At 65.9% G+C, this 208-nt stretch carries 1 pseudogene; it reads right to left on the bottom strand.

Annotated elements, in window-relative coordinates:
- Nucleotides 1-208: pseudogene (gene glyA / locus U5782_RS41595) on the bottom strand (serine hydroxymethyltransferase); the annotation flags it as partial.

Here is a 208-nt window from a genome sequence, read left to right on the forward strand (position 1 = left end):
ACCTTCGGCGAGGCTCATGCCCATGATGGTGTCGCCCGGCTTGAGCACGGCGAAGAACACACCCTGGTTGGCCTGCGAGCCCGAGTTCGGCTGCACGTTGGCGGCTTCGGCACCGAACAGCGCCTTCACGCGGTCGATCGCAAGCTGCTCGACGACGTCGACGTTTTCGCAGCCGCCGTAGTAGCGCTTGCCGGGATAGCCTTCGGCG

It is taken from the genome of Paraburkholderia sp. J67 (genome assembly GCF_905220265.1).
Taxonomy (GTDB): domain Bacteria; phylum Pseudomonadota; class Gammaproteobacteria; order Burkholderiales; family Burkholderiaceae; genus Paraburkholderia.